This window comes from Ruegeria sp. AL1 (assembly GCF_056540905.1).
Genome location: NZ_JBQFXP010000006.1, coordinates 113,413 through 135,724 on the forward strand (window position 1 = coordinate 113,413; position 22,312 = coordinate 135,724).

At 56.5% G+C, this 22,312-nt stretch carries 19 protein-coding genes; 12 read left to right on the forward strand and 7 right to left on the reverse strand.

Features of this window, described 5'->3' with window-relative positions; translation table 11 throughout:
- The first annotated feature begins 51 nt into the window (after positions 1 to 51).
- Genes ACRZ9X_RS11315 through ACRZ9X_RS11325 form a run of 3 tightly spaced genes read left to right on the forward strand, consistent with a single transcriptional unit; the run spans position 52 to position 4,638 of the window.
- Positions 52 to 1,215, forward strand: coding sequence for a TolC family protein (locus ACRZ9X_RS11315; RefSeq protein ID WP_480518831.1), 1,164 nt, complete (start codon positions 52 to 54; stop codon positions 1,213 to 1,215).
- Positions 1,212 to 3,344, forward strand: coding sequence for a type I secretion system permease/ATPase (locus tag ACRZ9X_RS11320; protein WP_480518832.1), 2,133 nt, complete (start codon positions 1,212 to 1,214; stop codon positions 3,342 to 3,344). Before ACRZ9X_RS11315 ends, ACRZ9X_RS11320 begins: the two co-directional genes overlap by 4 nt.
- A complete protein-coding gene (locus ACRZ9X_RS11325; RefSeq protein ID WP_480518834.1) occupies positions 3,328 to 4,638 on the forward strand; it encodes an HlyD family type I secretion periplasmic adaptor subunit in 1,311 nt (436 codons plus the stop codon). The genes ACRZ9X_RS11320 and ACRZ9X_RS11325 overlap by 17 nt, the downstream gene beginning before the upstream one ends.
- 21 nt (positions 4,639 to 4,659) lie before the next feature.
- On the opposite strand, the gene ACRZ9X_RS11330 is transcribed toward ACRZ9X_RS11325, so the two are convergent.
- Together ACRZ9X_RS11330 and ACRZ9X_RS11335 are read right to left on the reverse strand one after the other, a co-directional pair.
- On the reverse strand, positions 4,660 to 5,361 hold the full coding sequence (locus ACRZ9X_RS11330; protein ID WP_480518836.1) for a response regulator transcription factor: 702 nt from the start codon (positions 5,359 to 5,361) through the stop codon (positions 4,660 to 4,662).
- Positions 5,361 to 7,262 (reverse strand): PAS-domain containing protein, encoded by a 1,902-nt coding sequence (locus ACRZ9X_RS11335; protein WP_480518838.1) that lies wholly within the window; start codon positions 7,260 to 7,262, stop codon positions 5,361 to 5,363. Before ACRZ9X_RS11335 ends, ACRZ9X_RS11330 begins: the two co-directional genes overlap by 1 nt.
- A 188-nt stretch (positions 7,263 to 7,450) precedes the next feature.
- Between ACRZ9X_RS11335 and ACRZ9X_RS11340 the strand changes: the two genes are divergently transcribed.
- Genes ACRZ9X_RS11340 through ACRZ9X_RS11355 form a run of 4 tightly spaced genes read left to right on the forward strand, consistent with a single transcriptional unit; the run spans position 7,451 to position 11,367 of the window.
- Positions 7,451 to 8,575: an MlaE family lipid ABC transporter permease subunit gene (locus ACRZ9X_RS11340; protein WP_480519102.1), complete on the forward strand. Its 1,125-nt coding sequence runs from the start codon at positions 7,451 to 7,453 to the stop codon at positions 8,573 to 8,575.
- A gap of 1 nt (position 8,576) precedes the next feature.
- Complete coding sequence (locus tag ACRZ9X_RS11345) at positions 8,577 to 9,392, forward strand: ABC transporter ATP-binding protein (protein ID WP_480518840.1); 816 nt, start codon at positions 8,577 to 8,579, stop codon at positions 9,390 to 9,392.
- 5 nt (positions 9,393 to 9,397) lie between these two features.
- Positions 9,398 to 10,714 (forward strand): MlaD family protein, encoded by a 1,317-nt coding sequence (locus ACRZ9X_RS11350; RefSeq protein WP_480518842.1) that lies wholly within the window; start codon positions 9,398 to 9,400, stop codon positions 10,712 to 10,714.
- Positions 10,711 to 11,367 carry an ABC-type transport auxiliary lipoprotein family protein gene (locus tag ACRZ9X_RS11355; protein ID WP_480518843.1) on the forward strand — a complete coding sequence of 219 codons (657 nt, stop codon included), beginning with the start codon at positions 10,711 to 10,713 and terminating at the stop codon, positions 11,365 to 11,367. The genes ACRZ9X_RS11350 and ACRZ9X_RS11355 overlap by 4 nt, the downstream gene beginning before the upstream one ends.
- 9 nt (positions 11,368 to 11,376) lie before the next feature.
- On the opposite strand, the gene ACRZ9X_RS11360 is transcribed toward ACRZ9X_RS11355, so the two are convergent.
- The gene (locus tag ACRZ9X_RS11360; RefSeq protein ID WP_480518845.1) at positions 11,377 to 12,957 is read right to left on the reverse strand and encodes an FMN-binding glutamate synthase family protein; all 1,581 of its coding nucleotides are present in this window, start codon (positions 12,955 to 12,957) and stop codon (positions 11,377 to 11,379) included.
- A gap of 254 nt (positions 12,958 to 13,211) precedes the next feature.
- On the opposite strand from ACRZ9X_RS11360, the gene ACRZ9X_RS11365 reads away from it, so the two are divergent.
- On the forward strand, positions 13,212 to 13,574 hold the full coding sequence (locus tag ACRZ9X_RS11365) for a fluoride efflux transporter FluC (protein WP_480518847.1): 363 nt from the start codon (positions 13,212 to 13,214) through the stop codon (positions 13,572 to 13,574).
- Complete coding sequence (gene crcB, locus ACRZ9X_RS11370) at positions 13,571 to 13,939, forward strand: fluoride efflux transporter CrcB (protein ID WP_480518849.1); 369 nt, start codon at positions 13,571 to 13,573, stop codon at positions 13,937 to 13,939. Before ACRZ9X_RS11365 ends, crcB begins: the two co-directional genes overlap by 4 nt.
- Here the strand turns inward: crcB and ACRZ9X_RS11375 are convergent.
- Genes ACRZ9X_RS11375 through ACRZ9X_RS11390 form a run of 4 tightly spaced genes read right to left on the reverse strand, consistent with a single transcriptional unit; the run spans position 13,932 to position 17,926 of the window.
- The gene (locus ACRZ9X_RS11375) at positions 13,932 to 14,258 is read right to left on the reverse strand and encodes a cytochrome o ubiquinol oxidase subunit IV (RefSeq protein WP_480518851.1); all 327 of its coding nucleotides are present in this window, start codon (positions 14,256 to 14,258) and stop codon (positions 13,932 to 13,934) included. The genes crcB and ACRZ9X_RS11375 overlap by 8 nt on opposite strands.
- A complete protein-coding gene (locus ACRZ9X_RS11380) occupies positions 14,251 to 14,883 on the reverse strand; it encodes a cytochrome c oxidase subunit 3 (protein ID WP_480518853.1) in 633 nt (210 codons plus the stop codon). The genes ACRZ9X_RS11375 and ACRZ9X_RS11380 overlap by 8 nt, the downstream gene beginning before the upstream one ends.
- A complete protein-coding gene (locus ACRZ9X_RS11385; RefSeq protein WP_480518855.1) occupies positions 14,880 to 16,967 on the reverse strand; it encodes a cbb3-type cytochrome c oxidase subunit I in 2,088 nt (695 codons plus the stop codon). Before ACRZ9X_RS11385 ends, ACRZ9X_RS11380 begins: the two co-directional genes overlap by 4 nt.
- Entirely contained in the window at positions 16,964 to 17,926 is a 963-nt protein-coding gene (locus tag ACRZ9X_RS11390) for a cytochrome ubiquinol oxidase subunit II (protein WP_480518857.1), read from the reverse strand. The genes ACRZ9X_RS11385 and ACRZ9X_RS11390 overlap by 4 nt, the downstream gene beginning before the upstream one ends.
- A gap of 165 nt (positions 17,927 to 18,091) precedes the next feature.
- Here ACRZ9X_RS11390 and ACRZ9X_RS11395 point away from each other — a divergent pair, with 165 nt between their 5' ends.
- The 3 genes from ACRZ9X_RS11395 to oppB all read left to right on the forward strand — a co-directional run bounded on the left by ACRZ9X_RS11395 (position 18,092) and on the right by oppB (position 22,311).
- Positions 18,092 to 19,327 (forward strand): lytic murein transglycosylase, encoded by a 1,236-nt coding sequence (locus tag ACRZ9X_RS11395; RefSeq protein ID WP_480518859.1) that lies wholly within the window; start codon positions 18,092 to 18,094, stop codon positions 19,325 to 19,327.
- A 364-nt stretch (positions 19,328 to 19,691) separates the two neighbouring features.
- Entirely contained in the window at positions 19,692 to 21,320 is a 1,629-nt protein-coding gene (locus tag ACRZ9X_RS11400; RefSeq protein ID WP_480518861.1) for a peptide ABC transporter substrate-binding protein, read from the forward strand.
- 67 nt (positions 21,321 to 21,387) lie between these two features.
- Entirely contained in the window at positions 21,388 to 22,311 is a 924-nt protein-coding gene (gene oppB / locus ACRZ9X_RS11405; RefSeq protein ID WP_480518863.1) for an oligopeptide ABC transporter permease OppB, read from the forward strand.
- The last annotated feature ends 1 nt before the right edge of the window (position 22,312 follow it).

Here is a 22,312-nt window from a genome sequence, read left to right on the forward strand (position 1 = left end):
AGGGCCATTCAACCCTCAAATGCTCTGACCCGCAGCAATTTTGGAAAGCGCGTGCAAGCAGCCGTTCGGAATAACCCGGCGCTGGCCCAATCGAAAACACAAATGCAAATCGCGCAGGCGGATCAAGACGTGGCGAGAGGGGCGTTCCTGCCACAGGTTTCTCTCGGGTTAAATACCCGAAGCGAACCGGCGCGCACGAACTTTGGCGAAGTGTCGCCCTATCTGCGCGTATCTCAGCTGGTGTATGATGGTGGCGTTGCCTCTGGCGATCTGGCAGCGGCGCGCGCGCGCGTTTTCGAAAGCCGCGGCAGTCAACTACAGTCTGTTTCGGCGACGACCATGGCCGCTGTCGAGGCGTACAAGGTGGTTCTGGATCAAAGGGCTCTGTTGGAAGTGGCCCGGCGCAACGTGGCTGAACATGTTGAATTGCAAACCCAGATTTTCGACCGTGTGGCCAGCGGGGCCGGGTCGAACGCAGATGCGCTGACTGCCCGGTCAAGGACGGCGGATGCCAGAACACGGCTCGCGGATGCCCAAGCGCGCCTGGATCGGTCTGAGGCCCGTTATCAGGAGGTTTTTGGACTACGACCTGACGCATTGTCAGCGGTGATCGCCGCGCCGGCATTGCAACGCAGCGATATGCAGATCGTTTTGGATAGCCCGCAAGTCAGACGGGCCGACGCCGCCTTGGTCGCGGCCCGCGCCGAATATGCGGCGGCCCAAGCGCGCAGAAAGCCCGAGGTTCGCGCATCCGCTTTTGCGGTTCAGGAGGATTTCGACGACTCAGATTTTGGGGTCGATTTGGTCGTGAACTACGAATTGGACAGCACGGGACAACGCCGAGCATCCATCGCTGCTGCCAGTGCCCGGGTCCAGCAAGCAACAGGAGACCGGGACGCGCTGGTTCGGGAAATTCGACGAGAACTTGGTTTTATTCGATCCGACCAGAAGGCGGGTGCAGACCGCCTGCAACAAGCGCGTCTGGCGGTTCAGGCTAACGCCGAAAGCGTTTCTGCCGCGCGTGCTCAGTTTTTGATCGGACGTCGGAGCCTCATCGAAATCCTTGACGCTCAGCGCGACTATGTAAACGCGCAGGAGGTTCTAATTCTGGCTGAGCAAGAATTCTTTTTGACCAATTACGCAGCCCTTGCACTAACCGGGGATATCCTGGACCTGTTCGACCTCTCTCTGAACACATGGGAGGGTTCGCGATGATGGATGCCGCCTTGCCACTGACCGCGTTGGAAAGGTGTTTGCTGAATGTTGCCGAGACTTTGGGGCGGCAGATGAGTTTGGCCGACATTTACGACGCACAATCAGGGGACGCCAACAATTTGACAATACCGGATGTTGTCATGGTTGCCCGTCGCAAGAACATGCTGGCCGCATTTGGCGCACGTAAGTTAAAGACCTTTGACGCAACGCTTACCCCGGCAATCCTACTTCTCGACGGTGATCGGGCCGTTGTATACCATGGGCGTTCCCCCAAGGGCCATGTGCGGATCTTCGACCCGTCGCTTGGCGACGGGATCGGAGAAGTGCCGGAAAGCAAGTTGGAAAAGGAATACGCCGGACATGCAATTCTCTTTCGACGAGAGGTGTGCGCGAATGTAGATCCGACAGCGTCTGATATCGGTGGCCATTGGCTGTGGTCAGCACTTGCCGCAAACCGGTGGTCATATGTCCAGATTGTCTTAGCTGCCGCGTTGGCTAACCTGCTGGGATTGTCCACTTCAGTCTTTATCATGATCGTGTATGATCGCGTCCTTCCAAACGAGGCGACCGAGTCCCTTGCTGCGTTGACTATCGGCGTGGGCTTGGCTCTGATCTTTGATTTTGTACTGAAGCTTCTCAGGGCGGGGTTCATCGATCGGGCCGGTCGCAATGCAGATCTATTCGTCGGTCGTCGCGTCTTTGATCAGCTCTTGAATATTAGATTGAAATCGCGGGTCGGGTCAGCCGGGGCAACGGCCAGCACAGTGCGAGAGTTCGAAACGCTACGGGAGTTCTTTACCTCGGCCACATTGGTTGCCGTCGTTGATTTACCATTCATCGCGATATTCATCTGTGCCATCTACCTGATTGGCGGGCCTCTGGCTTGGATTCCGGCGCTTGCAGTGCCTGTCGTTTTTTTGGCAGGTCTTGCGATCCAACCCATGCTGTCAAAACTGGCGGAACAAAGCATGCAGGATGGGATATCCAAACAGTCTGTGCTTGTGGAAACCGTAACAGGTCTGGAGACAATCAAAACCACTGCGGCAGGCGCGCAGATGCGAAATCGCTGGAGCGATGCGATGGATCGGCATTCGTCACATGGTCGCCGCAGTCGCGCAATATCGCAATTCGCCTTGAATTTCACGGGATTTACCCAGCAAACCACGCAAGTTCTCGTGGTGTTCTATGGTGTCTTTCTGATTTCCAATGGTGAGACCAGTATGGGCGCGCTGGTTGCAGCAGTCATGCTGACGGGCCGAGCCTTGGCACCGTTGGGGCAATTGTCCCAAACTCTGACCCGAACCAATCAGGCGCGCAGTGCCTACCGAAGTCTAAACCGATTAATGCAAGCCGAAAGTGAACGCCCGAGTGGGCGCAACTGGATCAAGCGTACGCACCTGAATGGCTGCATTTCGTTCAACAATGTGCATTTTCGCTATCCAGATCAGTCAGAAGATGCGTTGAAAGGGCTGAGCTTTACGATAGAGCCCGGAGAAAAAGTTGCGATCCTTGGGCAGATAGGATCCGGAAAAAGCACAATCGCTCGCCTCATGCTCGGATTGTATCAACCGCGGGTCGGGTCGGTGATGATGGATGGGCTCGACATCCGACAGATCGATCCACGCGATTTGCGGCGCAACATAGGTACGGTTTTGCAGGATATTTGGCTGTTCAGCGGCTCGATCCGGCAGAATATCAACAGTGGTGCTGTCCGGCCTCGGGATGAGGACCTGATACGGGCGGGTCAAATATCGGGTGTAGAGGATTTTGTTTCCCGCCATCCCAGCGGGTACGACATGCAATTGGCCGAACGCGGCGAAGGTCTTTCCGGGGGGCAGCAGCAGGCGATTGCACTGGCGCGGGCACTCATCGGCAAACCGCCGGTTCTTTTGCTGGATGAACCGACAAGCGCCATGGATGTAAAAAACGAGGCTGAGATCATCGCGCGGCTAAAGGCGGCTTCAGTCGGAACAACGATGGTTGTTGTGACGCACCGCACCAGCCTGCTGGAGTTGGTAGACAGAATAATCGTCATCGAAGATGGCAAAGTTGGTGCAGACGGGCCCAAGAGTATCCTCACGCAACATATTCGCAAACCGGGGAGGCACCTGAATGTCGCGGCATCCTGATCTCGACAGTCTGGCACGAGAGATGCGAGGTCGCTCGCCACTAAGGGCGTCGTTGCTGCTTGTCGTGATAATTGGGTGCCTTGTTTCGGCAGTCATTTGGGCGAAATTCACTGAATTGGACAAGGTCGTACGCGTGGACGGTCGAATTGTCCCGTCACGCGATATCCAGATCATCGAAGCAACGGAATCGGGTGTGATCCAGGGTTTGAATGTGCGCGAAGGCGAGGTTGTGGCGGCAGGTGCGTTGCTGATGGAACTGGATTCAGCCCAAATCGACAGTGAGTTGGGTCAGGAGCAGCAACGCGCATTTGGGCTGCGCGCGCGTGCTCAACGGTTGAGTGCCGAAATTGACGGTCAACCGTTGGATTTCGATCCCGATCTGTTGCTTCATGCGCCGGATGTGGTTCGGTCGGAAGCTGCACTTTACCAGGGAAGGCGCGCGGAACTGGATGCCGAAATCGCGATTTTCGACCGGCAGAGACTGCAGAGGCAACAGGAATATGAAGAAGGATTGGTGGACAAAGTAACTGCCGTCGAAACACTAAAAGTTCTGGCAGAGGAACGCGCGATGATGGCCCCTTTGGTGAAGCAACGCATGGAACCTGCAACCACCTTGCTGGCGCTCCGCCGCAGCGAGGCCGAGTGGCAGGGTCGAAAAGTCAGAGCCGAAGCTGTTGTCCGTAGGCTTGAAACCGGTCTGGAGGAAATCGAGGATCGCAAGGATGCTGTTCGCAGTCGGTTTCGAAGCGCGGCTTTGACCGATCTGGCATTGGTGACGGCGGAGATTGCCACATTGCAACCGGCATTGCCCGCATTGCGGGACCGCGCAGCTCGGGCGCAAATTCGCGCGCCGGTTCGAGGAATCGTGAACCGGGTCCACCGCTCAACGCTTGGAGGGTTGGCGCGAGGTGGAGAAGAACTGATTGAAATTGTTCCCCTTGACGACACGTTGCTGGTCGAAGCCTATGTCCGCCCGAAGGATATTGCCTTTTTGCATGCGGGTCAGCCGGTCAAGGTCAAGATCACGGCATATGACTTTTCCAGATATGGCAGTCTGGACGGTGAGATCACCCGCATCGGTGCCGATACGATTTCACGATCAGAGCGCAATGAAGAGGAGGTGTTTGTGGTGGAAATTAAGACGTCAAATACACTTCTGGATGCGGACGGTGTCGCCGTTGAGATCATACCCGGAATGGTCGCAGAAGTGGACATTCTGTCTGGTCGTCAAACGGTTTGGGCCTATTTGATTCAGCCTGTGATTAAGGTCAAGGACCGTGCTTTGCGAGAGTGATCCATCGCCACCAATGTGCTGTCAACGCCAGTTCACATCACCAAGGAAGATGTACCCAGCCCCATATATCGTTTTGATAAGGCGCGGATTTTTGGGGTCTTCGCCAAGCTTGGTGCGGAGTCGGGAGATCCGGACATCCATGGCACGATCAAAACTGTCTCCGGCGCCACCGCCGAGCATCTCTTGCATGCGGGCCCGGCTGATCAAACGCTTGGGGCTGTCAAGAAACAGGCGCAACACTTCACCTTCGGCGTGGCTGAACGGTGTATTTATTCCCTTTGCATCAATCAGAACATACCGGTCGAAATGGGCGGTCCATCCGTTGAATTCTGCAACTTCAGAGTTTTGTATCGCTGGTCGGGTCGACCGCAGACGGGCCCGAATGCGGGCGACCACCTCGGCCGGGTCAAAAGGTTTGGTAATATAGTCATCCGCACCAAGCTCAAGACCAGTGACGCGGTCTTGCACCTGAGCGCGCCCGGAAATAATGATGACTGAGGCCCCTTGCTCAAGCGCCAAACGATGCACCAGTGCCAGCCCGTCCGTATCGGGCAGTGATAAATCCACCAGGCAAACATCCGGAGTGACCCGCTTCAATGAAGCTTCAAACTCACGCGCGCGCGAAAAGCTCTGGGTCCGAAATCCAGCGTCCTCAAGGGTATCCGTTAGAATCCGGCGAATTTCAGGCTCATCGTCAAGTATGGTGACCAATGGCTGGTTCATCATGCAGCCTCGCAACTGATCAGCGCCGCCAATTGCGCATGGTTGAACGGTTTTTGCAACACGGGGGCCAGTGCCAGCGCCTTTCGGTGCAACGGGTCGGTTGGCGGCAGTGAAGTCATAAGAATGCAAGACAAACCCGGACCAAGTCGTTCTGCGATGTCGAGACCCGTTCCTGCACCTTCCAGTCGAATATCCGACAGGACCAGTTCGATATCCTGAATATCGTTGATAAGGTTCAGTGCCTCATCGGCAGAGGTCGCCTCGATCACGGCGTAACCGAGATCGATCAGAGTTTCGCGGAATTGCCCGCGCAGATCGTCATTGTCTTCGACCAGCAATACAAGTCCGGATTGCGCTGGCGGTGCAGGACGATATGGCAATCGCAAAACAACCGATGCACCGGACGGCGTATTGCGCAGGTTCAGGTCACCGCCCGCAAGTTTCACGGTGTCGTAGACCATAGGTAGCCCCAACCCTGACCCGTCACTGCCTTTCGTGGTAAAAAACGGGTTCAGCGCTTGGTCGAGCGCATCAGACGAAAATCCTGGCCCGGTATCTGAAACGGTAATTTCGATCCAGATCGTCCCGATGGCATGGGCGCTGATGGTGATCTGTCCGGATACACCACAGGCATCCCGCGCATTCAGGACCAAATTCAACAGCGCGTCTTGAAGCATACCAGGGTCCAGCATCAGCGCGCGATCCGGCAAGGTGTTCACAACCGACAACCCCATGCCGCGCGGCAAAGACGGGGACGCGAGCGTGCGCAAATCCTCTAATAGCTCGCGCATATCCGTGGATCGCGGTTGAGGTGTCCGGCTGCCGGTCATATCGGCGATGCGATTCAGCAATTGCCCGCCCCTGCGCGCGGTTTGCTGGGTTGCCGAGATCAGTTTCGCTGCCTCTTCCGGCAGTTCCATCTTGGCCAGACGCGCCTGCATGCCCAGGATGATGGTCAGCAAATTGGAAAAGTCATGCGCCAACCCGCTGGTCATCTGAGCTGCCATCGCGCGGCGGCGGGTTTGCTGCAATGCCACGCGGGCCTGCGTTTCTTCGGTGATGTCCACGGACATAACATACACGCCCCCTTCCCCGTCCGGAGTGAAGGACACCCGCAACCTGCGTGAGTCGTGATCCTCGGTGAATTCGAAAACTGACGGATTGCCGGAATAGGCCTGTTCCAAATGCGGCTTCACGCGCTCATAGGCCGCCGATCCAAGCGCTTCGGACATATGCAGCCCCAGAATGTCCGAAGGTCGCCCGGGCATGACAGAATTCAGACGCCGGTTGGAATAATCATAGTATCTGTCGGCATCCAGATGGGCGATATGAGCCGGCATCATTTCGGTGGTCAGTCGGGTTCGCGCTTCGATTTCGGTCAACTGGCGCTTGGCCTCTTCCAGCGTTGTGATCGTGGCGGCAAGTTTGCGGTTGGTGGCCGACAATTCCTCGGAATGGCTCAATACCTGATCTGACAGCTCTTCTGATCGGGCCCGCAGCAAAGTCTCGATCCGCCGCGTTCGGGTGATATCGGTATAAACCGCAACCCAGCCGCCGGTTGGCAACGGGGCACCCTCGACCGAGATGACCTGACCGTTGGGGCGTTCACGTTCCATGTAATGGGGTTCAAATGCGCGGGCTTGCTCGACCCGCTGTTCGACAAGCGTTTCAAGGTTGTCTGCGGTCCCGTATTCTCCGCGAGCGGCCAGAAAGCGGATGGTGTCACTGAATAGCGACCCCGGCTGAACCAATTCATCAGGCAGGTCGAACATCTCCTGAAACCGCAGATTGCACAAGACCAGCCGTAACTGACTGTCGTAAATGGACAAAGCCTGACCGATCAGGTTCAGCCCGGCGCTGGTCATTGCCTTGATGCGCTGTTCGCTAATGTCCACTTCCATCCTCCGACGATATAGTCCTAGCACCGGATTTGGCGGTCGTGTAGAGGGTTCGCGCTGCCAAGGGGCCCCAGCACAGGGCGGCCGCGACCTGGCGGTATCTGTAGCGTGGCCGCAATTTGGTCAATGAAAATCTGAAGATGGCAAACAAACCCGTTGCAGGCGAATGCTATTTTCCTTCACATACGGCTATGACGCAGCCAACGATAACCACCGATACTGATGCAGCAGGGGTTTGCATCCGGATTGCCGGTGAGTTGGTAACCCAATCGCTTGAATTTGTTGAAAAGGGGTTTCGCGCTATCAAACCCGGTGGCGCGGATGTGGTGCTGGATATGTCCGGCCTGCAGAAAATGGACACCGGCGGCGCCTGGCTGCTTGCCGATCTGTCCAACCGGCTGAGCATCAATGGCGCATCCGTCAAAATCGAAGGGCTGAAACCTGCTCATGCGTCCTTGCTGGACACGGTGACCCGCAGCATTCCGAAAGAGATTGGCGTAACCGAACCGCCGCGTGGGTTCGTGAACTGGCTGGGCCGCTTGGGGGAACGCACCGTCGGAGGCTGGCAGGACACGTTGTCCATGCTGGAATTTCTTGGGCTGACTTTGCACCGGCTTGCCCGTACGATTTTCAAACCCTGGCGTCTGCGCCGTGCCGCCTTGGTGTCCCAGATGGAGCAGACGGGTTTCAAGGCCCTGCCTATTGTCGGCCTTATGGGCTTCCTGATCGGCGTTGTTCTTGCCTTCCAGGGGGCGACGCAGCTCAGGCAGTTCGGGGCCGAGATTTTTGTGGTCGAATTGATCTCGATCTCGGTTCTGCGCGAATTGGGTATCCTGCTGACCGCCATCATCGTTGCAGGGCGGTCGGGGTCAGCATTTACAGCCTCAATCGGGTCGATGAAAGTTCAGGAGGAGATCGACGCCATGCGATCCCTCGGTCTGGACCCGATCGAGGTTCTGGTCATCCCGCGCGTCGTCGCGTTGCTGATAACATTGCCGATCCTTGGCTTTGTGGCCAATATCGCGGGTCTGGTTGGCGGTGCATTGATGAGCTGGATCGACCTGGGCGTCAGTCCCGGCATGTTCATGACCCGGTTGAAGGAAAACACAGGCGTCTGGCAACTGGCAATCGGGATGATCAAGGCCCCATTCTTTGCATTGGTAATTGGCGTGATTGCCTGTTGGCAGGCCATGCAGGTCAAGGGATCATCGGAAAGCGTGGGGCAACGCACGACAGCTTCGGTCGTGCAGTCTATTTTCATGGTCATTGCGCTGGACGCGCTGTTTTCGATCTTCTTCTCGGTGTTGGGTGTCTGAGATGGACGGAACCGTGCTTCAGGATGCCACACAGACTGACGCTCAGAGGCAGGCGGTAATACGGGTGCGCAACCTGACCAACCAATTCGGCGATCAGGTCGTGCACAAGGATCTGAACCTGGATGTCTGGCGCGGTGAAGTTCTGGGTGTGGTTGGCGGATCAGGCACCGGGAAATCCGTTCTTTTGCGCACGATTGTAGGCTTAAACCGTCCCGCCGCAGGCGATATCGAGGTGCTTGGCGTTGACGTTCTGAACGGGCCGGAGGCGGATCGTCAACGGATCGAAAAAAGCTGGGGAGTCGCCTTTCAGGATGGCGCGCTGTTTTCTTCGCTCACCGTAATGCAGAACGTCATCGCGCCGATGCGCGAGCATACCGGCATCAGCGAAAACCTCATGAAAGCCCTGGGTGGATTGAAGATCAGCCTTGTCGGTTTGCCACAACTCAGCTGCGGCAAGTTTCCCTCGGAGCTGTCTGGTGGCATGCGAAAACGGGCGGCATTGGCCCGGGCACTCGCGCTGGACCCCGAGATCGTGTTTTTGGATGAACCGACGGCCGGCTTGGACCCGATCGGGGCCGCGGCATATGATGACCTGATTGGCGAGTTGCAGCAGGCGCTGGGGCTCACGGTTTTCATGGTTACCCATGATCTGGATAGTCTTTACGCGATATGCAACCGCATCGCGGTGCTTGCGGAGAAACACGTCTTGGTTGAAGGTCCGATAGAAGAAATGACCGACGTCGATCATCCGTGGGTACAGGAATATTTCACCGGTCCCCGCGCCCGAGCGGCACAAGTGAAGGGGCAGAACAGGTAGAGGCGATGGAAACCCGGGCAAATTATATCCTGATCGGCGCGTTTACTCTTGCAGGTATCCTGGGCGCGTTCGGTTTTTTCCTGTGGCTCGCCAAGTTCGAGGTGTCGCGGCAATACGCTTACTACGAGGTGCTGTTCGAAAACGTCTCGGGCCTGTCGGCGGCAGGTGGCGTCAGCTACAACGGTTTGCCGGTCGGTCAGGTGATTTCGCTGGAGCTGGATGAAGAAGACCCTTCAAAAGTCAGGGTGCGGCTGGAAGTGGATGCTGACATTCCGGTTTCAAAAGACACGATCGCGCAACTTCAGTCATTGGGTGTGACAGGTGTTGCCTATGTTGAGTTGTCTGGCGGCTCGCCCACGGCCGAGCGATTGCCGAACAACAGTTTGATACAAAGCAAGCGCAGCGCGATTCAGTCCTTGTTCGAGGGCGCGCCATTGCTTCTGGAAAACGCCATTTCGCTGATCGAGGATGTCAGCAAGGTCGTCGATGAGAAGAACCGGGACTCGGTAACTGAAATTCTGGGTAATCTGGCCTCGGCTTCGGGACGTCTGGACAAGACCTTGTCGGACTTTGAATCGCTGTCATCCGATCTGGGAAGTGCCGCGCGGCAAATTGGCGATTTTACCAATCGTCTGGATCAGTTGGCCGATACCGCAGAAACAACTCTAACAACGGGAACCGACACGCTGAACAGCATCAAAGATGCTGTGGGCAGCGCGAAGGCTGCTTTGGAAACCGCGAATGATACGCTGGTCACAGCGAAAGACGTCATTGCGCAGGATATTCGTCCGTTTATTGAACGGGGATCGGCATTGGCGGACAATCTGATTGTCCTGTCAGAAGAAGGTCGAGTGTCGTTGGCAACCATTACTGAAACCTTCGCCAACGCAAATGGCACTCTGGGATCAATCGATACGGCCATGAGTTCGGCAGATGCAACGCTGAAATCTGCACAAAAGACGTTTGATACAGCCAACCGCGTGCTGGACGAAGATGTCGCGGCGGTCGTGGCCGATATCCGCAACGCGGCCAATCAGGTGGCGACGACGGTCACCACGGTAACAGACCGGATCGATGCGATATCCGCCGATATCCTGAGCGCCTCGCAATCGGCTTCCAATCTGTTGGGAACCATTGATAATATCGTGCAAGAGAACCGCAGGCAGGTCTCGGATTTCCTGCGTGTCGGATTGCCTCAGTTTACCCGGTTCATCGAAGAATCTCAGCGTCTGGTCATCAGCCTGGACCGGTTGGTGGATAAGGTCGAACGTGATCCTGCCCGCTTTCTGTTAGGCACCCAAGCATCGGAGTTTCGTCAATGATCAGGCCCGCCATATTTGTTTTAGTCGCGGCGGCACTGGGTGGCTGCACAGGGTTGGGAACGCTCAGACAGGCTTCAAAGCCCAACGATTTGTACCTGCTGACGCCCAAAAGCACCTTTTCCTCCTCGCTGCCGCAGGTGAAACGGCAAATCGTCGTCGAAGAACCTACCGCAACGGCCGCCGTCAACACCGATCAGATTGCGATTCAACCCAGCGCCCTGCAGGTGCAATACCTGCCGCGCGCCCGGTGGGTGGATCGTGCCCCGTTGATTGTCCAGACACTGATGGTCGAAAGCTACGAAAACTCGAACAGAGTGGCCGCCGTGGGACGCTCCACAGTTGGGCTGCGGGCCGATTACGTCATCGCCCCTGACCTGCGCGAGTTTCAGGCCATTGTCACCAATAACGAAGATGGTTCGCAGGCCGTGCGCGTCGAAGTGCGCCTGAACATCAAAATCATTGACGAGTTTGAGGACAAGATCATCGCCTCAAGCTCGTTTCAGGAGAATGTGAATTCTGCAAGCGGACAGACACCTGATCTCGTTGAGGCTTTCGACCTTGCATTGGGGCGCACGATGCGGGATGCGGTGGAATGGAGCATCCGCAAAATCCACACACACGCATCTAACAACCCAAATACAATCTCACGCTGACCGCCCCGATCAGAAATGGCTGGCCGAGGCGGCATTCCAGTCCTGTGCAAAGGTTGGCGGGATGTCCTCGCCCAACAATACCCGATCCTCCAGAATTTCATAAAGATCAGCATAGGTTTCTTCGTGCTCATCTGCTGTGCGACGCAGAATATCTGACGGATGCAGGTCCGAGACCTTCGCTTTACCCATCGCCCCCAGAATTTCGCGGAAGCTCTCCAATGTGGCGTCGTGATACCGATGAACGCGCTGGCGTTTTTGCGGGACGTTGACAGCGCGTCCGCGGATCGGGTCTTGCGTTGCCACGCCCGACGGGCACCGGTTCGTATTGCAATGCAGCGCCTGAATGCAGCCGATGGCAAACATCATCGCCCTTGCCGCATTGCACATGTCCGCTCCAAGCGCAAATTTTTCGATCATGTCGAATCCCGTGGCAACCTTGCCCGAACAGATGACCTTGATGTCGTCGCGCAAACCGATTCCGCGCAGGCAGTTATCCACAAAAACCAACGCTTCATTCAGCGGCATACCCAATCGGTTGGTGAACTCGACCGGCGCGGCTCCGGTTCCCCCTTCCGACCCGTCGACCGTTATGAAATCGGGTTGAATGCCTGTATCCAGCATTGCCTTGCAGATCGCCATGAACTCGGACCTGCGGCCGATGCACAGTTTAAACCCGACGGGCTTGCCGCCGGACATTTCTCTGAGGTGTTGAACGAATTCCATCAGGCCTGTGGGTCCATCAAAGGCAGAATGCGTGGGCGGAGAAATCACATCCTGATGCAGCGGAACCCCTCGGATTTCCGCGATTTCTTCGTCGACCTTGGCGGCGGGTAATACACCGCCATGAGAGGGTTTCGCGCCCTGGGACAATTTGATCTCGATGGCCTTCACAACATCTTTGCGTGCTTTTTCCGCAAACTTGTCCTTGTCGAAGCCGCCGTCAGCCGTGCGGCACCCAAAATATCCCGTGCCAATTTGCCAGATTATATCTCCGCCTTCCGCAAGATGGTGGTGGGACAGACCCCCTTCGCCGGTGTTATGTGCAAATCCGCCATCCTTTGCGCCTCCGTTCAAGGCACGAATAGCGTTGGCACTCAGAGCTCCGAAACTCATAGCCGAGACATTCAAACGCGACGCGTGATAGGGCTTTTCGCATTGCGGACCGCCCAGCATAATCCGCTCTTCTGTCTCATCCACATGTTTGGGCGCAAGTGAGTGATTGGCACGGTGGTAGCCGGTTTCCGTGATATCATATTGCGTCCCAAAGGCCTGCGTATCCAGTTGCCCCTTGGCGCGTTGATAAACAAGGCCGCGCACAATCCGATTGTAGGGCCGGCCGCTTTCGTTGGTTTCGACGAAGTACTGTCGGATTTCGGGGCTGACAAATTCCAGCATATAGCGGAAATGACCCAACACCGGATAATTGTTCAGAACGTTGTGCCGTGTTGTCAACAAATCATACGCCCCGATGACCGTATAGGGCACAATCAGCACCAGCAGCCATAAAGCTGGCCCCCAGAGCAGCCCCAGCAAAATCGTGACCGGCAGCGCCAGAAATGCCACTGCAAAATACACCCTGCGAACAATCATTGCGATCTCCCTGACGGCTCGGATTTGTAGCTGGGCACCATGCCCCTCAGTTGCGCCCATGGTTGGACAGATTGACATTTGATTGCAAGCGTTTGCCCGGCAACTGCGGCGATCCGACGAGAATGTGAGATACAGGACGCCAGCGCGGCTTGGTTGATCCGCACTGGCGCAAAGGATAAGCCGGGCCAAACGCAGGGAAGGCAGGATCAAAGACGGTGGCCAAATCCGACATTCCTCAGGGGGAACGGATCCTCATGTATGTCGCTGTTTTTGTGGGTGGCGCGGCGGGATCGCTGCTGCGCGAGGCGTTTTCCGGCAGCCTTTCCGGTGCTCCGTTTCTGACCGGGACCTTTGGCATCAATATCGTGGCGTGCTTTGTCCTTGGCTGGCTCTATGCAATTCGCCACAAGGTTCATGCACATGTGCTGCATCTCGGAGCGGTTGGGTTTTGCGGCGGCCTGTCGACCTTTTCCTCTTTCGTGGCCGAGCTTGCCCGCCTTTGGGAGACCAGTGGTCTTTACGTCCTGATCGCCATTGCCGCCGAAATCGCTATCGGTCTGGGAGCGGCGATTTTGGGCGAAACCATCGGAAAACGGCACCGGAGAGCCGGTCAATGACGGACTTGTATCTGCACGCGATGTTCGGGTTGGGAGGCGGACTGGGAGCTGTCGCACGGCACTGGCTTTCCATGCGTGTGACTCATGATCTGCCCCTTTCAACGCTGATTGTGAATGTCGTGGGCAGTTTTCTGCTGGGGCTTTGGATCGGATATCTGGGCGGGCCGGTCGAGATGGGAGAAGAGGAAAAGCGGCTTGTCTTCGGGTTTTGCGGCGGGTTCACAACCTTTTCCAGCTTTGCCTATCAGTCGTTGCAGCTTAACCGCGACCGATCCATCGCTATGGCTGCCGGAAACATCCTGATCAGCCTTGTTTTGTGCTGGTTTTCGCTGTGGCTTGGCGTGCGCCTGCTGGCGTTCACATGACGTGCATGTGCATCCGCAAAGCCAGGTTACCTAAAATCCAGACCGTCCCCCCGATGATAATCAGCAAAACCAGGGTCGAAAACAGGATCAAGTCCAGGTCCTCTCGGCTGCTGCGGCGGCGGTCGATATGCAGGAAATAGACCAACTGTACCAATAGCTGCGCCAATCCCAACAGACCGATGGTCAGATAAACGCCCTTGGTTTCAATCCCGAAAACATACGCAATCAAAAACACCGCGAAGGTAAGCAACAGGGAACCGCCGTAGCCAATGACATATCGGCGACGCTCGCGTTTGTGTAGGTCGACGCGTCTATCCATAGGTGAGCCCTCCGAAATACACGATGGTGATGATGCCGATCCAGATCAGGTCCAGGAAATGCCAGAACAAGGCCAGACGGACGACCCGGGACTTTACCAGATCGGTCATCCCCATGACCCGCAACTGGATACCGAGTACGATCAGCCAAAGGCACCCGATTGCCACATGCAACCCGTGCAGTGGGACCAAGCCATAAAACGCCGACAGGAAACCGCTTCGCTGTGGAACCCCGCCGAGGGCTGCCATGTTCATGAAATCCCGAACTTCAAGCGCAAGAAAACATAGTCCAAGGGCCAGAGTAACGCCGAACCAAAGGACGATACGAGGACGCGGCAGATTGTACTTTAGCGCCAGCATCGCCAATCCGACGGTCAGGCTGCTGGTCAAAAGGATCAAGGTCTGGGCAAAGATGCTTTTCAGATCAAACAATTCATGCGGGCCGGGGCCGCCGGCCTGCGCATCGATCATCGTGATGTAGATACCAAACATCAGACCGAAATAGACCAGATCACCCATCAGAAAGACCCAAAAGCCAAATGTCACTACTTCGGACGCTTTGTCGGCACTGGCGTGATCTTCACCCAGATTGAGGCCCGGGTAACTATGCTCTGGCGCGCGTCTCATGTGACGGCCTCCATGTCAGGACGGGCGAGACCGCGATTCTCGGGGGATGCCTCATGATCGCGGTCGATGGCGGTTGTGCTATGAACCAGCGCCAGCCACGCTTCGTGATCCCGGCGCACTTCTTCTGCGGGAATGATCAGTTCGGTACTGGTGTCAAAGCTCCAGACAATGACAGCGAGAATGATCAACATCGTCACCGCAGCGGCAAGCCACCAAATCCACCAGACCAGCGCGAACATCCATATCCCGCTGAGAACACACAGGATGAAGCCAATGCCCGTGTTGCGCGGCATTTCGATGTCTTCATAAGAATCCGGCGTGGGATAGGCGGCCCCGTTCTCTTTGGCCGCCGCGAAATCGTCCCGGTCGGACACTGTCGGGATAATTGCAAAATTATAAGGCGGTGGCGGAGCCGGAATTGACCATTCAAGCGTTCTTCCATCCCAGGGATCCCCAACCGGCACGCGACTTTGATCGCGGTCGCGGATACTGATCCAAAGTTGGATCAGCACCGAGAACAGCCCGCAGGTGATGATGATCGCTCCGATGATGGCCACAATCATGAAAGGTTGGAAGGATGGGTCGCTATAGCTGAACGAACGACGCGGCATTCCCATCAGGCCAACAAAATACAAAGGCATGAATGTGAGCAGGAAACCAAACGTCCAGCAAACTACGGAAACTCGGCCCCAATATTCGTTCAGGCGGAAGCCAAAGGCTTTGGGGAACCAGTAATTATACGCGGCCAGCAGCCCGAACAGAACACCCGGAAGCAACGCGTTGTGGAAATGCGCCACGAGGAACAGAGTGTTGTGAACCTGATAATCCACGGTCGGGTTGGCCAAAATAACACCGCTGAGCCCGCCAATGACAAACAGCATCAGGAACGCAAGGCTATAGAGCATTGGCACCGAAAGCCGGATGCGTCCACGATACAATGTTGCCATCCAGTCATAGATTTTCACACCGGTTGGGATAGCAATCAGCATTGTTGCAATACCAAACACGGCATTGATCAGCGCGCTTTGTCCCATCGTGAAGAAGTGGTGCAGCCAGACTGTAAACGACAGAACCGCAATCGACATGGTCGCGATGACCAGAGAATTATAGCCATAAAGGCGTTTGGCTGAGAATGTCGCAAACACCTCGGAATAGATGCCATAGGCGGGAAGCACCAGCAGATAGACCTCGGGGTGGCCGAACAGCCAGAACAGGTTGGCATAGTTCATCATGTTGCCGCCAAGGTCATTGGTGAAGAAATGGAAATCCAGATACCTGTCGGCTGCCAGCAACAACGCCGCGACACCCAAAGGTGGCATTGCAAAAACAATCAGGATCGAACTGCAGATAATCGTCCAGCAATACATCGGCAACCGCATGAACTTCATCCCCGGCGCGCGCAGTTTGTAGATCGTGACAGCGAAGTTGATGCCCGTCAGTGTGGTTCCAACACCCGAAACGACGATGGCCCATATCCAGTAGTCCGGCCCCACCCCTGGGTTAAACGCAGCGCCGGTGTAAGGGGGATAAGCGGTCCACCCGCCGGTTGAGAATTCCCCGACCACCAGCGAGACCATCAGCATCATTCCGGCAGACACTGTCAGCCCCAGGCTGATCTGGTTCATCACCGGGAATGCCACGTCACGCGCGCCGATCATAAGTGGAACAAGGTAGTTCGCGACCCCAAAGACAAAGGGCACCGCCACAAAAAACACCATGATCGTGCCGTGCGTGCTGAACAATTCAGCGAAATGTTCGGGTTCCAGAAAGCCGTCGCCCGGTCCCATCGCCTGTTGCGCCCGCATGACCACACCTTCAAGCACGCCGCGGGCCAGCATAACGATGGCAAAGACGATATACATGATGCCGATCTTCTTGTGATCCGCGCTTGTCAGCCAATCCCGCCAGAGTGGTCCCCACATGCGGAACCAGCTGAGCAGGCCAATAACCGCAATTGCGCCGATCACCACAACGGCAGCAGCGGCATTGGCAACAATCTCATTTGCGCCGGGATTCTGAATCAAACCGGCGATCGGCAGCGCGTCCCAGCTGAGCCGCCCAAAGAAACCATCGGCAGAGGTCATCGCGTGGCCTCCTGCCCGAACGATGTTGTTCCGGGCTGTTGATCTGCAGGAAGAGGTTGCCCGCTATGATATCTGTGAAGGATCGTTTGGAATAAATCCGCTTCTTCCAAAGTGAAATAAAGGGCTCTTAGCGGCATTTGAACGGTTCCCAAAGCCGCCTGTACCTCGTCACGATCTGTTCGCATGGCCAGTGTCTGGTAGGTCTCTTTGGTTAGCGGAATACCGTTCAGCCGGACACTCTCGACCCAGGCGTTGAAATCTGCTGGTTGCATGGCCTGGGTCAGAAAATTCTGTTTGGTAAAGCCGCGGCCGTTATATTGCGTGTTCTTACCTTGCATGGTTTTGGGGGTATCCGCGACCAGATGTAATTGCGTGGTCATGCCCGGCATGGCGTAGATCTGACCTGCCAGCGCCGGAATAAGGAAAGACTGCATGACCGTGTCTGTGGTCAGGGTCATTGCGACCTGTTGTTTGATCGGGATGCCCAACTCTCCGACCGTGGCGATTCCCAGATCGGGGTAGATGAAAAGCCATTTCCAATCGAGCCCCACCACCTGAACCCGCAATGCGGGCTCTTCTCCGAAAGTCGCGGCATAGGGGTCAAGCCGGTGCGTTGCTTTCCACAGATAGACCGAAAGGATCGCGACGATCAGAACCGGAACGCCCCACATCAAAAACTCCAGCTTGGCCGAAAAATCCCATTTGGGGCGATACTGTGCCGCGCTGTCGGGACGTCGGCGATACCTCTGGACAATAAGAGGCACCAGGACCAGAACCGGAACGACCGCGATCAGGATCAGCACGGTTGCCCGCATAAGATGGGTCTTTTGAACCGCGGAAATCGGGCCTTGCGGGTCCAGGAAGCTGTCGCTGGCGCCCGCGGGCGAGGCCAAGGCAAGAACACAGAAAAGCGCCTGAAAACACAGCAGAAACACAGAAAGGTTTCGATTTTCTTTCACGCCTGCCTGTCCTTTGATGCAATGGGTTCGGAACAACTATTGGCAGAGTCCCATGAATTCTCAAGGCTTTTTGAAAGGTCGGGATGTAACAGATAACGTCAAGCGTCGCGCATTAACCTCGGGCACAGTTGACAACCTGTCGTATCAAAGGATGGTGTATATACGATGCGCCTGCTTTGCATGATCCTCTGTCTCGTTTCACTTGCCTCTGCACTGTCGGCGCAGGATCGCGCTGCTGTCGAGCGGCAGTTCAAAACATGGTTGCAGGAGACCGTTTGGCCTCAGGCCCGGGAACGCGGCGTGTCGCGCCAGACGATGCAGCAGGCGTTCTCGGGCGTGACACTGAACTGGGACTTGCCTGATTTGGTTCCGCCGGGTGCCCCAAAAAATGCACCCCAGCCCCAGCGCCAAGCCGAGTTCGGCGCGCCGGCTCGCTACTTTAGCGCTGGTTCCGTTCAAGGCGCGACCTCGGTCGGGCGGAAAATGGCGAGACGGCATGCGGACACGCTGGCTCGGGTTGAGGCGCGGACCGGTGTGCCGGGGCGTATTCTTTTGGCGATCTGGGGCCGCGAGAGTGGCTATGGCCGGGTGCCCATCCGCCATGATGTGTTTCGGGTTCTGGGCACCAAAGGGTTTATGAGCACCCGTGCTGAGTACTTCACCGCTGAGCTGATCGCCGCACTGCAGATTGCCGAAGCCGGGCACGCACCCGAGCGCGAGATGAAAAGCAGTTGGGCCGGTGCTTTGGGTCAGCCACAATTCATGCCTTCCAGCTTTTTGTCCTATGCGGTCGATGGAGATGGCGACGGCAAAGCCGACATCTGGCGCTCTGAAGCGGACACTCTGGCCTCAATCGGTCATTATCTGGCACAACATGGTTGGATCAGTGGTCGGGACTGGGGGTTCGAAGTGACGGTGCCCGCCTCCGTGTCCTGTGCGCTGGAGGGCCCGGACCAAGGACGTCCAATCCGCGACTGGATGGATATGGGAATAACCCGCGTTTCTGGTCGCCCTTTTCCCGCGCATGAGATTTCTGGCGAGGCCTATCTGATGATGCCCGCCGGGCGGAATGGCCCTGCCTTTGTCGTGACGCCAAATTTCTATGTCCTGAAGGATTACAACACCAGTGACCTTTACGCCCTGTTCGTGGGCCATGTCGGGGATCGCATTCAGTTCGGAGTCGGCTCGTTTCAGACCCGCTGGGGCAAAGTCGATACGCTCTACCGATCCGATATTGCGAAATTGCAGCAAGTGTTGGTTGATCAGGGCCATGATGTCGGCGGTGTGGATGGGCTACCGGGTTATAAGACCCGACGCTCGATTGGGCGTTGGCAAGAGGGTGCTGGTCATGATCCAACCTGTTTCCCCTCGGCCAAACTGACGACTCTGATAACGGATTGATTCGCTCACGGGCCCATCACATTCGAATTTCTTAAGGTAATGCCTTCACGAAAACGTCATGGCATTGACGTGTTTCAAAATAAAGTTTCACGCCTGATCCCTGTTACATATCGAATCCGTCTTTGAGGCCTCAGCGGCGAGCAAAACCTTTTACCTTTCGTTAAATGGTGGCATTTTCGCCGCATCGAAAGGCACATTTCGCACCTGGTTCCCGAGTTTTTGCTGACATGAGTAAACGGTCAAATTTTGACCTTTTGCGATCCAGATCAAAGCAAAGAGCTTCTGAAAACACGAAACACACGGAATGTTGCGCACATCGAAACGCGATGTGCCGCCTGACACCAAGAAAATGGGAGAACACCGCATGAACCGTATTGTCCGTAATTCATTGGCAGGATTGCTATCCTCAACCCTGCTTAGCGGCGCGGTCTTAGCCGCCGGAACGCATCCGGAAACCGGCGAAGCGCTGGCAGAAGACCAGACCTTTACCTATCGCATCCTGGATGAGCACAGCTCGGTCGATCCGCAGGTTGTCGAAGACGTTTCGGGTGCCGAAATTGTTCGGGACCTGTTCGAAGGCCTGATGAACCAGGACGAAGACGGCAATCTGGTTCCCGGCGTAGCCACCGGTTTCGAGGTCAATGACACCAAAGACGTCTATACTTTCACCCTGCGCGACGACGCCAAGTGGTCGAATGGAGACCCGGTCACCGCAGGCGATTTCGTTTACGCCTGGAAACGTGCCGTCGATCCCGAACTGTCCTCACCCTATGCTTGGTTCATGGAACTGATGTCGATCGAGAACGCCGCGGACATCATCGCGGGCAATGCGTCCATCGACGATCTGGGCGTCAAGGCCATCGACGACAAAACGCTGGAAGTTCGCCTGAGCGCGCCCCTTCCCTATTTCCCACAGATGACCACACATTCGACTACCTTTCCTGCCCCGCAGAAAGTCGTCGAAGAATTCGGAGATGCGTGGACCCGGCCCGAGAACATCGTGTCGAACGGTGCTTATGTTTTGACCGAGCATCTGCCCCAGGAACGTTCCGTACGCGAGCGCAACGAGATGTACTGGGACAATGACAACACCATCATCGACAAGGTTGTCGCGCTGGTCATCAACGATGAAAACGTCGCCCTGACCCGCTATCTGGCAGGCGAACTGGACCGCACGGAAATCCCCGCCGGTCAATATCCGCGCCTGAGCCAGGAACACCCCGAAGAAGCCATCAGCTTCCCGCGTCTGTGTAACTACTACTACACCTTCAATCTGTCCGAAGGTGGCCCTGGGGCTTTCAAGGACCCCAATGTCCGTCAGGCCCTGTCGCTGGCCGTAGACCGCGCGATCATCACTGAAAAAGTGATGGCGGGTGGTCAGCCGCAAGCCTACACCTTTGCGCCCGAAGCGACCGCAGGTTTCACCGTTCCGGCGGTCGAAATGGCGTCGATGAGCCAGGCCGAGCGCGACGAACTGGCCAAAGAACTGCTGGCCGAAGCGGGCTATGGCACCGACAATCCGCTGAGCTTTGAGATGGTCTACAACACCTCGGAAGATCACAAGAAGGTGGCCGTTGCGCTGAGCCAGATGTGGAAGCAGAAGCTGGGCGTTCAGGTCGAGCTGGCCAACATGGAATGGAAAGTGTTCCTTGAAGAGCGTGGCAACCAGAACTTCGATCTGGCCCGTGGCGCATGGTGTGGCGACTATAACGAAGCCTCGACCTTCCTCGACCTGCTGCAGTCGGATTCGGGTTACAACGACGGCAAGTTTGCCAACGCCCGCGTTGACGAACTGCTGAAAGAGGCCAAAACCTCGGACGATCCGGCGCCGCTCTATACCGAGGTCGAGCGCATCATCGCACAAGAAACCCCGGTCATCCCGATCTATCACTACGCTGGCGTCTACATGATGGACAGCGATGTCGGGAACTGGCCGGTCAATAACGTTGAACAGAACTGGTATTCGAAGAACCTGTACAAGCTCGCCGAATAACCGTCTTTGAACCAAGCCCTGCTCCGGGACCGTCCCGGGGCAGGGCCAATAAACACGGGGGCAGAAAATGCTTGCCTATAGTCTGCGGCGGCTGCTGGTCGCCATTCCGACGATCCTTTTGCTGGTCGTCGCTTGCTTTTTTCTGATGCACGTCGCACCCGGCGGACCCTTCACCTCGGAACGGCCTTTGCCGCCGCAGGTTCTGGCCAATATCGAGGCGCGCTACGGGCTGGACCAGCCGCTGTGGAAACAGCTTTGGGACTATCTGTATAATATCGTTGTGCATTTCGACTTTGGCCCGTCCTTCAAGTTCAAGGACCGGGACGTCAATGATATCATCGCGCAGGGTTTCCCGATCTCGCTGACCTATGGCTCGCTGTCGTTTCTGGTGGCGACATCCATCGGTGTCGCGCTGGGGATTGCCGCTGCGATCAAGCACAATAGCTGGATCGACTATTTCGCCGTCGGTCTGGGCATCGCCGCGCAGGCGCTGCCGAACTTTATCATGGGTCCGATCCTGATCCTGACCTTCACCCTGTGGCTGGGTTGGCTGCCGGGTGGCGGCTGGCATGGCGGTCAGTGGCAATATCTGGTCATGCCGGTGATCGCGCTGGCCACGTCCTATATGGGCTCGATCGCACGGATCACCCGGTCGTCGATGCTCGAGGTTCTGAACTCGAACTTCATCCGCACCGCGCGGGCCAAGGGTCTGCCGACCAGAACCGTGATCTGGCGTCACGCACTGAAACCGACGCTGCTGCCGGTTGTGTCCTATCTGGGGCCGGTCTTCGTTTATGTGCTGACCGGTTCGGTTTTTGTCGACATCTACTTCTCGACCGGTGGTCTGGGTCAGGCCTATGTGAACTCGGCGCTGGCGCGGGACTATGCGGTGCTGCTGGGGGTCACGATCCTCTATGGCGCGCTGACCGTAATCGTGAACCTGCTGACCGACCTGGCTTATGCCTGGTTCGATCCGAAAATCCGCTACTGAG